Origin of the sequence: Roseateles sp., assembly GCF_039595295.1 — a bacterium.
In the GTDB taxonomy this organism is placed as follows: Bacteria; Pseudomonadota; Gammaproteobacteria; order Burkholderiales; family Burkholderiaceae_C; genus Roseateles.
The window spans coordinates 1-11,797 of sequence record NZ_JBCNLU010000070.1 but is presented as its reverse complement, the minus strand read 5'-3'; the positions used below and the strand labels follow the sequence as shown (position 1 = coordinate 11,797).

8 protein-coding genes and 1 pseudogene are annotated in these 11,797 nt (G+C 70.8%); 6 read left to right on the top strand and 3 right to left on the bottom strand.

The window, feature by feature from the left end:
• From ABDW59_RS24010 to glnE, 3 genes are all read right to left on the bottom strand, one after another.
• The coding region (locus tag ABDW59_RS24010) for an EamA family transporter (protein WP_343633911.1) at positions 1-353 on the bottom strand (353 nt) is incomplete at its 3' end.
• A 9-nt stretch (positions 354-362) separates the two neighbouring features.
• Positions 363-986: a rhombosortase gene (gene rrtA, locus ABDW59_RS24005; protein WP_343633909.1), complete on the bottom strand. Its 624-nt coding sequence runs from the start codon at positions 984-986 to the stop codon at positions 363-365.
• Between the two features lie 18 nt (positions 987-1,004).
• Positions 1,005-3,770, bottom strand: a complete 2,766-nt coding sequence (gene glnE, locus ABDW59_RS24000; protein ID WP_343633907.1) for a bifunctional [glutamate--ammonia ligase]-adenylyl-L-tyrosine phosphorylase/[glutamate--ammonia-ligase] adenylyltransferase — start codon at positions 3,768-3,770, stop codon at positions 1,005-1,007.
• Between the two features lie 35 nt (positions 3,771-3,805).
• On the opposite strand from glnE, the gene ABDW59_RS23995 reads away from it, so the two are divergent.
• The 6 genes and pseudogenes from ABDW59_RS23995 to ABDW59_RS23970 form a co-directional block, all read left to right on the top strand.
• Complete coding sequence (locus ABDW59_RS23995; RefSeq protein WP_343633905.1) at positions 3,806-8,083, top strand: YhdP family protein; 4,278 nt, start codon at positions 3,806-3,808, stop codon at positions 8,081-8,083.
• On the top strand, positions 8,080-8,955 hold the full coding sequence (locus ABDW59_RS23990; RefSeq protein WP_343633903.1) for a carbon-nitrogen hydrolase family protein: 876 nt from the start codon (positions 8,080-8,082) through the stop codon (positions 8,953-8,955). The genes ABDW59_RS23995 and ABDW59_RS23990 overlap by 4 nt, the downstream gene beginning before the upstream one ends.
• Before the next feature lie 114 nt (positions 8,956-9,069).
• Complete coding sequence (locus ABDW59_RS23985) at positions 9,070-9,672, top strand: hypothetical protein (RefSeq protein ID WP_343633901.1); 603 nt, start codon at positions 9,070-9,072, stop codon at positions 9,670-9,672.
• A 242-nt stretch (positions 9,673-9,914) separates the two neighbouring features.
• The gene (locus ABDW59_RS23980; RefSeq protein ID WP_343633899.1) at positions 9,915-10,922 is read left to right on the top strand and encodes a methionine ABC transporter ATP-binding protein; all 1,008 of its coding nucleotides are present in this window, start codon (positions 9,915-9,917) and stop codon (positions 10,920-10,922) included.
• Positions 10,919-11,608, top strand: coding sequence for a methionine ABC transporter permease (locus ABDW59_RS23975; RefSeq protein WP_343633897.1), 690 nt, complete (start codon positions 10,919-10,921; stop codon positions 11,606-11,608). The genes ABDW59_RS23980 and ABDW59_RS23975 overlap by 4 nt, the downstream gene beginning before the upstream one ends.
• 55 nt (positions 11,609-11,663) lie before the next feature.
• Positions 11,664-11,797, top strand: a pseudogene (locus ABDW59_RS23970) (methionine ABC transporter substrate-binding protein); the annotation flags it as partial.

Genomic DNA, 11,797 nt, shown 5'->3' with positions numbered 1-11,797 from the left:
ATCAGCGGCATCCCCAGCGCCACCACGAAGGGCGCGAGGTAGATGAAGACCACCATCCGCGAGGCCGTCGTGTATTGCAGCCCGAGGAAGATGCAGGCGAACTCGGCCGCGAAGAGCAGGCCCGCGAGCAGCCCGCCCTTCAGGCTGCCGTCACGGCCGAACAGCGCGATGCCGCGCGCGGCCGCGAAGCCCCACACCAGCAGTCCCGCCACGCCCGAGCGCAGCGCGGCTTGCCACAGCGGGCCGATCTCCGTCAGCGCCGCCTTGGCCGCGACCTGGTTCAGGCCCCACAGCAGGCAGCATCCGAGCAGGATGAGCACCGCCGTTCCGTCGAGTTGCTGCTTGCGTTCCATGGCGGCGGATCATGCCCGGCGGCGCTGTCGTTCTCGTACGCCTCGCGCGGCCAACGCACACGCCAGCGCGATCACCGCGCTCGCCACCACGCCGGCGATCAGGCCCGTCAGATGCGCCAGCGGCGCGATCGCGATGTTCCAGCCGTCCCAGTGACGCAGCGGCGGGCCCGACAAGGGCCGCTCCGCCGTCACCTTGGCCAGCAGGCCGATGCCGACCACCAGACCGATCACCCGCTCCCGCCCATGCGCCGCGCGCGCGCGCAGCATCGCGATCACCGCGACGGCCACGCCCGCGTGCAGCACGCCGGACAGGCCGCCGAATCGTTCCAGTTGAGGCTCGATCAGCAGACCGAACTGCGTCAGCGGCCAAGCCAGCAACCAGGCCAGCGCCTCGCGCCAGGTCAGGCGCGCGGCCAGGCCCAGCAAACCGACCACCGCGCAGCCCGCCAGATTCGCGATCAGATGCTGAGGGCTCAGATGCAGCAGCGCGGCGCTGAAGGCTCTCCACGGCTCCCGCCAGGCGAGTTCAGGGCGCCATTGCAACGCCGCCTGCACGCCGGGCGGCTGCACCCAAACCAGCAGCGAGCCGGTCGCCAGCAGCAGCGCCACCAGCATCCATGCGCGTCCTCGCATCCGACGCGCCCGTCAGCGTCAGCCGAAGACGGCGCGCCACAGCGCCAGCACCACGTCGCGCTGCGGCTGCAGCGCCGCGGCGGCCTCGGCATCCAGCGCCGTTGACTGCTCGTTGAGACGCGCCCGGTGCTGCACCCGGCGCAGCTCGCGGTAGGCGTCCGCCGCCGCGCGGCCCACGTCGGCCGGCAGCAGGCCGTGGGCCTCGGCGCGTTGCAGCAGCGCGATGTTGCCGGCGTTGGCCAGCAGATCCGGGTGATCGCCGGCATGCGCCAGGATCAGGTATTGCAGCGTGAACTCGGCGTCGACCATGCCGCCGGGACTGTGCTTCACATCGAAGAGACCGGCTTTCACCGGCCGCGCCGCACGCAGCTTCTCGCGCATGGCGACCACCTCGTCGCGCAGCGCCACCGGATCGCGCGGCGAGGTCAGCACCGCGCGCCGCGTCGCCTCGAAGCGCTCGGCCAGGGACGCGTCGCCCGCGCAGAAGCGCGCTCGCGTGATCGCCTGGTGCTCCCAGGTCCATGCGGTGTTGCTGCCGCGGCCGCCCTGGTAGTTCTCGAAGGAACTGAGCGACGTGACCAGCAGGCCCGAGTTGCCGTTGGGCCGCAGCGCCGTGTCGATGTCGAAGAGCTCGCCCGCCGCGGTGCGGATGGTCAGCCAGGTGATGAGCTTGCGGACGAAGGCGCCATAGATCTCGGACGCGTTCTCGTCCTCGTCGTCGAAGAGGAAGACCAGGTCCAGGTCGCTGCCGTAGCCCAGTTCCTTGCCGCCCAGCTTGCCGTAAGCGATCACCGCCAGACGCGGGGCGTCGCGGTGTTTCTGCTTGAGCCGCGCCCAGGCCCAGTCGATCACGCATTGCAGCGTGGCATCGGCGAGCAACGACAGCTCGTCGGCCACCTGCTCGACGCTGATCTGGCCCTCGACGTCACGCACCAGCGTGCGGAAGACCTCGGCGTGATGCGCGCGGCGCACGCTGTCCAGCAGCGCGTCCTCGCTCGCCTCGCCGTGCTCGGCCCAGGCGTCGTGCCGGGCCTGCAGATCCTGGATGAACGCGGGACCGTCGAAGCGCTCGTGCAGCAGGCGGGCATCCGCCAGCTCGTCGATCACGCCGGGATGCTGCATCAGATAGCGCATCGGCCAACGTGCCAGCCCCAGCAGCCGCAGCAATCGGCCCTGCACCGGCGGACGTTCGACCAGCAGCGCCAGGTAGCTCTCGCGGCGCAGCAGCGGCTCGATCCAATCGACGAAGCGTTGCGCCGCCTCCAGCGTGCACTCCCCCTGGCGCACCGCCAGCGCCGCGCGGCCGACCAGCTTGGCCAGCCGCAGCCGCGATTCCTCGCGCAGGTTCTGCACGCGCGGCTGCTGCGCCCAACGCCGCACGCTGACGGCGAGCTCGGGCTGCAGCTTCTCCAGGAAGTCCTCGCTGTCGATGGGCAAAGGAGGTCCGCCGCACATGCCGTTCTTGCAGCCGCCGTTGCTCGGCGCGACGCCGTCATGCAGCAGCGCGTCGAACTCGGTGGCGACGAGCTCGCGCACCTCCATCAGTTTGTCCAGCAGCGGACAGGCATGGCTGTTGCAGGTCAGGCAGAGGCTGCGCGCGATCCAGCCGATGTCCTCGTCGGCCGCGGGCAGGCAATGCGTCTGCTGATCGTCCAGATATTGAATGCGGTGCTCGACCCGGCGCAGGAAGTCGTAGCCCTGGGCCAGCGCGGTCGCCGTCTCCGGCTTCATCAGCCCGCGCGCGGCCAGCCGCGTCAGCGCCTTGAGCGTCGAACGGGTGCGGATCTCGGGGAACTGTCCGCCGCGCACCACCTGCAGCAGCTGGACGATGAACTCGATCTCGCGGATGCCGCCGCGCGACAGCTTGACGTCGTTGGCCCGTTCGGGCCGGCCGGCGGCGCGGCGCTGGGCCTCGTCGCGGATCTTGCGGTGCAGCTGCCGCAGGCCCTCGAAGACGCCGTAATCCAAATAGCGCCGGTAGACGAAGGGCGTCACCAGGCTGCGCAATTGCAGCGCGCGGCCGCTCTTGACGCTGGCGCGCGGCGCGATCACCCGGCTCTTGAGCCAGGCGAAGCGTTCCCACTCGCGGCCCTGGACCAGGAAATACTCCTCCAGCATGCCCATGCTGACCGCGGGCGGGCCGGAGTTGCCGTTGGGCCGCAGCGCCAGGTCGACGCGGAAGACCTGCCCGTCCTCGGTCACGTCGCCGATCAGCGTGGACAAGCGGCGCGACAGATGGGCGAAGTACTCGTGCGCGGAGATGCGCTGGCGGCCGCCCTCGACGCCGTCGGTCTGGCCGTCGTCCTCGTAGACATAGATCAGGTCGATGTCGGACGACACGTTGAGCTCGCGTCCGCCCAGCTTGCCCATGCCCACGACCCAGAAGTCGATCGCCTGGCCGGCCGCATCGCGCGGGACGCCGTATTGGGCGTCGAGCTCGGCGCGGCAATGCGCCAGGCCGATGTCCAGCGCGACCTCGGCCAGATGCGTCATGGCCTGGGTGACGTCGGTCATCGCGGCGCCCTGCTCGACGTCCAGCACCGCCAGCCGCTCCATCACCAGGTGGCGCATGACGCGCAGCGCGGCGGGCAACGGGCGTCCCTCTTGCCGGAAGCGCTCGACCAGCGCGCGCATCGTCACGTCATCGGGAAGGCCGGGCGGCAGCAGCGCCAGCTCCGCCTCATAGCGGCGCCGGATGCGCTGAACGAATCGGCTGTGGTCCGCCGTCGCGGCAGGGGCCGGAAGGCCCGCCGGGACGGCGCTTGCCTGGGCAACTGAATCCATCGGTAAAGAAAGCTCTCGCTGGCTTTGGCCTGAAAATGCCTGTGCTAGATTCGGCGTCCGCCGTCTGCTCTTACATGTCTTCGTCCGCCACCAGCCCTGACTCCGGTTCCGCGGTCGCGACGCGACGCTTGTGGACACGCTGCGCCCTCTGGCTCGGCATCCCTCTTCTGGGGCTTGTCACCCTGCTGATGGCGGCCTGGCTGGCGTTGCACTGGGCGATTCTGCCGCACATCGACGACTGGCGACCGGAGCTCGAAAGACAAGCCACCAAGGCATTGGGGGTACCCGTGAGGATCGGCGGCATCAGCGCCAATTCCTCCGGCTGGATCCCCACGCTGGACCTGCGCGACGTCCGCGTCGTCGACGCCAACGGCCGCGACGCGCTGCGGCTTCCCCGCGTGAGCGCGGCGGTCTCCCCCCGATCGCTGCTCGCTTTCGAGCTGCGTTTCTCCCAGCTGCTGCTGGACAGCCCCGAGCTGCTGCTGCGCCGCGACGCGCAGGGCCGCGTCTTCGTCGCCGGCCTGAGCGTCGACGGCGCCGGCGACACCCCGACCTCCGAAGCCGCCACCGACTGGTTCTTCGAGCAGCACGAGTTCGTCATCCTCCACGGCCGCATCCGCTGGGTGGACGAGCTGCGCGCCGCGCCGCCGCTGGAGCTCTTCGATCTCAACCTGGTGCTGCGCAACGGCCTGCGCCGCCACCGCCTGCGCCTGGACGCCACCCCGCCCGTCGGCTGGGGCGAGCGCTTCACCCTGCGCGGCGAGTTCACCCAGTCGCTGCTGGAGCGCCCCGGCGCGCTCCAGCATTGGAGCGGACAGCTCTACGGCGACCTGCCCCGCACCGATGTGCGCGAGCTGCGCCGCTATGTGGACCTCCCCTTCGAGCTGACCGAAGGCGACGGCGCGCTGCGCGCCTGGCTGGATCTGGACAAGGGGCAGCCGCGCAGCCTGACCCTGGACATGGGCTTGCGCTCGGTGCAGCTGCGCGTCGCGCCCGGCCTGCCGGAGCTGGAGCTGGCGCAGATCGCCGGCCGGCTGATCCTGAAACAGTCGCCGCAGTCGGTGTCGCTGGAAGCCAGGCAGCTTGGCTTCAGGGGCGGCGACGGGCTGGACTGGCCCCGTTCGGACTGGGCGCTGGAGCTCAAGCGAGACGCCAAGACCGGCGCGTTCATCGGAGGTGATTTCAATGCGCAGCAGCTGGATCTGGCGCTGGGCGCGCAGATTCTTGCGCGACTGCCGCTGGCCGAGTCGCAGCGTGCGCTGATCGCGGACATGAACCCCGCCGGCCTGATGAACGCGCTGCAACTGCATTGGGAAGGCCCGATCGACGCGCCGCGCGTCTACCGCGCGCGCGGCCGTCTGCAGGGTCTGCAGCTGAGCGCCGCGGCGCCGGACGCGCCTGCCTCACCCGCCGCCCCCGCCTCGGCGGCGTCCTCGCCGTCCACCGGCCGACCGGGCATCGCCGGCGCGGACCTGCAATTCGACGCGACCGAGCAAGGCGGCAGCGCCACGCTGGCGATCCGCAACGGCCAGGTGACCCTGCCGGGCGTCTTCGAGGAAGCGATGGTGCCGCTCAAGCAGGCCGACGCGACGCTCAGCTGGCGGGCGCAGCGCCCCGCCGCGCCGGTCGTGATGCCGGCTGGCAAGCGCGCGCCGGCCACGACGCCCATCGTCAATCCGCTCGCCGTGGCCTCGACGACCGCGGTGCAGATGGTCGCCAAGACATCCTCCGCCGGGACCGCCGCTTCGGCCGTTTCGGCCGCGGCGGCGGTCCCGCGCACCCAGTGGTCGGTGCAGTTCAGCGGCGTGCGTCTGGTCAACGAGGACCTGAACGCCGAGATCGAAGGCTCCTGGCAGAGCGGCGACGGCAAGCATCCGAACGACTCGGGCCGGCTGGACCTGACCGGCCGGGTCGAGGAGATCCGCGCCCCGCGCGTGCTGCGCTACCTGCCCATGACCATGGGCGCCGACGCGCGCCGCTATGTGCGCGACGCCATCCGCGACGGCTCGGTCCACAAGATCCAGGTCCGCTTCCAGGGGCCGGTGGATGAATTCCCCTTCGACCAGCCGCGCAGCAAGGGTCAGTTCCGCGTCGCCGGCCAGGTGCGCGACCTGACCCTGGCCTACGTGCCGAGTCACCCGGCCGAGAACGACCAGCCCGCCTTCATCTCGCCCTGGCCGGCGATGGAGCAGCTCAATGCCGAGCTGGTCTTCGACCGCGCCGCCATGGCCATCCGCAACGGCAAGGCCAAGCTGATGGGCGTGGATCTGGTCAACGTCCAGGGCCTGGTGGCCGACCTGTACCACCACTCGCCCGTGCTGGAGATCGACGGCCAGGCCCGCGGCGCGCTGGCCGACGGCCTGCGCTACGTGCGCGCCTCGCCGGTGTCCGGGCTGGTCGGCCATGTGCTGGACAACACCACGGCCACCGGGCCGATGGCGCTCAAGCTCAATCTGCGGCTGCCCTTGATGAACATCGACAGCTCGACCGTCAAGGGCCAGGTCACGCTGACCGGCAACGACGTGCGACTGCGGCCGGACACGCCGATGCTGGCCCAGGCCAAGGCGCGGGTGGATTTCGACGACAAGGGCGTGCAGGTGCGCGGCGGCCAGGCCCGGGTGCTGGGCGGCGATGCCAGCTTCGAGGGCGGCAGCCTGCCCGACGGCAACATGCGCTTCGTCGCGCAGGGCACGGTGACGGCGGAAGCGCTGCGCAACGCGCCGGAGTTGGGCCTGACACGCCCCGCCGCGGTCATGAGCGGCCAGACGCCGGTGCGCTTCGAGCTGGGCATCGTCAAGGGCCAGACCGAGGTGACGGTGAGCAGCGCGATGCAAGGCATCGCCGTCGACCTGCCCGCGCCGATGCGCAAGACGGCCGAGGAATCCTGGCCGCTGCGCGTGACCACCCGCGTCATGGCCGCGCCCGCCGGCACCGTGCGCGAGGAGCTGCGCGCCGAGGTCGGCCCGCTGTCGGCGCTCTATCAGCGCGACGTCACCCATGAGCCCAAGGTGCTGCGCGGCGCCATCGGCATCCGCGAGAAGCTGCCCGAGCTGCCCGCGCAAGGCGTGGTCGCGCGCGCCAGCTTCGACCAGTTCAATGCCGACGCCTGGCAGACCGCGCTGCCGACGCTGACCGGCAACAAGGACGCGGACCTGGAGAGCAGCGCCGACGACGGCTACGCGCCGAGTCAGCTGACGATCAAGGCGCAGACCCTGCAGGCGGCCGGACGCACGCTGAACCGCGTCACCGCGGCGCTGTCGCGCGATGCGGGCGCCGGCTGGCGGGCCTCGGTCGATGCGGAGCAGCTCAGCGGCCTCATCGAGCTGCGCACCGCCAAGCCCAACCAGCCCGGCCGCATCTATGCGCGGCTGTCGCGGCTGTCCGTGCCCAAGAGCGACGCCGACACCGTCGACCAGCTGCTGGACAAGCAGCCCCGCTCGGTGCCGGCGCTGGACATCGTGGTCGAGGATTTCGAGCTGCGCGGCAAGCACCTGGGCCGGCTGGAGATCGACGCGCGCCAGCAGGGCGACGCCCGCGAATGGAAGCTCAACCGGCTGCTGCTCAAGGGACCGGACGCGACGCTGTCGGCCTCGGGCCAGTGGGCGCCGGAGCCGGGCCGCGCACAGCGCCGCACCGATCTGGACTGGAAGCTGGACATCGCCGACGGCGGCAAGCTGGCCGAGCGGCTGGGCCAGGGCCAGGTCTTGCGCGGGGGCAAGGGACAGGTCGTGGGCAAGGTGTCCTGGCAGGGCTCGCCGCTGTCGCCGGACTACCCCAGCATGAGCGGCAATCTCAACATCGCCGTCGAGTCCGGTCAGTTCCTGAAGGCCGAGCCCGGCGTCGGTCGGCTGCTGGGCGTGCTGAGCCTGCAATCCATTCCGCGCCGGCTGATGCTGGACTTCCGGGACGTGTTCTCCGAGGGCTTCGCTTTCGACAACGTCACCGGCGACATCCGCATCACCAAGGGCGTGGCGCGCAGCGACAACCTGCGCATGAAGGGACTGCAGGCGGCGGTGCTGATGGAAGGCAGCGCCGATCTGGCGGCCGAGACGCAGGACCTGCACGTGCTGGTCCTGCCCGAGATCAATGCCGGCGGCGCGGCGCTGGCCTACGCGGCGGTAAACCCGGCCATCGGCCTGGGCGCCTTCCTGGCCCAATGGCTGCTGCGCAAGCCGCTGGCGGCGGCCAACACCGAGGAATTCCGCGTCACCGGCAGCTGGAGCGATCCGCGCATCGAGCAACTGCAGCGCCGCTCGCAGCCGCAAGGCAGCTACAACAGCGGCAGCACCGCCCAAGGGGAGTCCGTCCAATGAGCACGACCACGACATCCTCCGCCTCGCCCGTCACGATCGCAGCAATCCAGATGGTGTCGAGCACGCGGCTCGAGGAGAACCTCGAGCGCGCCCGCCACTGGATCGCCGAGGCGGCGCGTCAGGGCGCGCAGCTGGTGTCGCTGCCCGAGTACTTCTGCCTGATGGGCCACAAGGACACCGACAAGCTGGCCTTCGCCGAGCAGCCCGGCGACTTCGACGCGCCCATCCAGGGCCTGCTCAGCCGCGCCGCGCGCGAGCACGGCGTCTGGGTGCTGGGCGGCACGCTGCCGTTGGCGCTCGAAGGCGGCGCTGTGCCCGCCGAGCGGGTGCGCAACACCACCTGCGTCTTCGCGCCGGACGGCTCGATGGCGGCGCGCTACGACAAGCTCCACCTGTTCTGCTACGACAACGGCCGCGAGCGCTACGACGAGGCGCGCGTGCTGGAGCCGGGCGGGGCCCCCAGTACCTTTACCGCGACGCTGCCGGGCGGCCCGAGGCTGCACACCGGTCTGTCCATCTGCTACGACCTGCGATTCCCGGAGCTGTTCCGCGCGATGAGCTTCGGCGCGGGCGGTCCGCTGGACCTGATCAGCGTGCCGGCGGCGTTCACCTTCACCACCGGCCAGGCGCATTGGGAGCTGCTGCTGCGCGCCCGCGCGGTCGAGAACCAGGCCTACGTCATCGCCGCCGCCCAGGGCGGCACCCATGAGAACGGCCGCCGCACCTGGGGTCACAGCATGGTTGTCGACCCCTGGGGCGAGGTGCTGGCCTGCGTACCCGAAGGCGAGGGGCTGGCGATCGCAAAGCTCGATCCGGCGCGCATCGCGCAGGTCCGCGAGCAGCTGCCGGCCCTGCAGCACCGGCGCCTGTGAACACCCACACCGACCGGCGGCGCCCGCAGGCGGCCGGCCCGGTGCGGCTCTGACCCTCGATTCCGGTCCACTTCCGGGGATCGCCCCGGCGCTCAGGGAGGCAAGATGCCCGCCATGATCGACCGTCGCCCCGCCCCGTCCATCCGCCGCCCGCAGCGGGCATCGCTGGCCCTGCTGGCCGCCGCGGCTTGCGCCTGCGCGGCGCTCGCGGGCTGCGGCTCGCCGGCGCGGCCGCTGGAATCGTCGCTGACGGACATGGACTCGCTGCAGCTGCGCTCCTGGCTGAGCCCGCAGCTGCGCCGCAACATCGACCTGCTGCCCGTCCAGGGCGGCGAGGAAACCTCGCGCTGGTGGGGCAGCCGCATCAACGCAATGACGCTGAACCAGACCTATCAAGAGTCGCTTCGGCGCCTGGGCCTGATGCCGGACGTGCCGGACTCCGGCCGCTATCAGCTCAAGGTCGAGATGCTGGCGTTGGCCCAGCCCAACGTGCCGGTCGCCCCCGAGGTCGCCATCTCCGTCCGCTACACGCTGACCGAGCGCGCCGCCGGTGGCGGCAACGTCATCTATCAGCGAGTGCTGCGCACCACGCAGAAGGCCGGCATCGACGACAGCCTGAATCCCGCCGAGCAGCTGCGTATCGCCACCGAATCGGCGCTACGCAACAACATCGCGGAGCTGATCCGGGAGCTCGCCTCTCTGCCGCTGCCGAACTGAGGCCGGCGCCGGCAACGGCGCCGCGCTGCGCACCGATGCGCACCGATGCGCGGAGCTCGCCCGGTCGAGGCGAACCGCGGCTTCTCCATATTCGAAATCGGCAGATTTCCCACGCCGGCATATGCATATAAGCATTCAATGCTTGCCAAATTCCGGGTAATCCCCAAGGATCACGGCTTTTCGGCGACAGCCGCCCAAAAGAGACGCATGCTGGCTTCTGCCCCCAGCGTCCTTCATCGTCCGTGATCCAGCTCGAACAACTCCACAAGTCCTATGACGTCGACGGTCGCCGCATCCCCGCGTTGCAGGGCGTGGACCTGCGCGTCGAAGCCGGAGAGGTGTTCGGCATCATCGGCGCCTCGGGCGCCGGCAAGAGCACGCTGCTGCGGGTGATCAACCTGCTGGAGCGTCCCGACAGCGGCCGCGTCTTGGTCGACGGTCAGGACCTGCAGGCGCTCAGCGCCTCCGAACTCCGCGCCGCCCGCCAGAAGATCGCGATGATCTTCCAGCACTTCAATCTGCTGAGCTCCCGCACCGTCGCGCAGAACGTCGCCTGGCCGCTGCGCATCGCCGGCTGGGATGCCGCCCGCATCGCGCCGCGCGTCCAAGAACTGCTGGCCCGCGTCGGCCTTGCCGACCAAGCGGACAAGTACCCCTCGCAGCTCTCCGGCGGCCAGAAGCAGCGCGTCGGCATCGCCCGCGCGTTGGCCCTGGAGCCCCGCGTCCTGCTCTGCGACGAGGCCACCAGCGCCCTCGACCCCGAGACCACCCGCTCCATCCTCGACCTGCTGGCCGAACTCAACCAGGAGCTCCAGCTCAGCATCGTCCTGATCACCCACGAGATGGACGTGGTGCGCCGCGTCTGCGACCGCGTCGCGGTGCTCGAGAGCGGCCGCATCGTCGAGCTCGGCCCGGTCGCGCAAGTCTTCCTGCATCCGCGCTCGGACACCGCCAGGCGCTTCGTCCTGGCCTCGGAGCACGTCGACGAGGGCACGCAGCGCGACGACTACGCGCACGTGGCCGGCGCGCTCTGGCGCCTGACCTTCTTCGGCGAGCGCACCTACGAGCCGCTGCTCGGCGAGGTCGCCCGTCACGCCAACCTGGACTTCGGCATCCTGGCCGGCCGCATCGACCGCATCAAGCGCCAGCCCTACGGGCAACTGACCATCGCCATCAGCGGCGGCGACCTGCCGGCCGCCCGCAAGCTGCTGGCCGATCGCGGCGTGCAGGTCGAGGAGCTGCGCGCATGAGCCTCGCCACCGCACCGACCTGGCTGGAAACGCTCCAGGCCATCGACTGGACCGAGATCTTCCTGGCCGGCGGCGACACGCTGCTGATGCTGGGCGGCTCGCTGCTGTTCACCGCGCTGCTGGGCCTGCCGCTGGGCATCGCGCTGTATCTGTTCGACCGCGGCCGTCTGGTGTCCTCGCCCAAGGTCTACGGGCTGCTCTCGTTCGTCGTCAACGTGCTGCGCTCGCTGCCCTTCGTCATCCTGCTGATCGTGCTGATCCCGTTCACGCTGCTGATCACCGGCACCTCGCTGGGCGTGGCCGGCGCGATCCCGCCGCTGGTCGTCGGCGCGACGCCCTTCCTGGCGCGCCTGGTCGAGACCGCGCTGCGCGGCGTCGACCACGGCATCGTCGAAGCCGGTCAGGCCATGGGCGCCACCACGCGCCAGATCGTCACGCAGGCGCTCCTGCCCGAGGCGCTGCCCGGCATCGTCTCGGCGCTCACCGTCACCGCGATCACGCTGGTCGGCTACACGGCCATGTCCGGCGTCATCGGCGGCGGCGGCCTGGGCGACCTGGCCATCCGCTTCGGCTACCAGCGCTTCCAGACCGAGGTGATGGTCGTCACCGTCGTCGCGCTGCTGGTGCTGGTGCAGTTGCTCCAGTCCTTCGGCGACTGGCTGGTCCGAAAAGTCTCGCATCGCTGATCCGCAACACCTGACCCCACCCGGGTCCGTTCCCGAAAAAAGGAGTTCCGTCCCCATGAAGAAGCTGTTTGCCGTCACCATCGCCGCCCTGTCGCTGGCCGCCGCGGGCGCCGCGTCCGCCGAGAAGCTGACCGTCGCCGCCACCGCGGTGCCGCACGCCGAGATCCTGAACCTGGTCAAGCCCGAGCT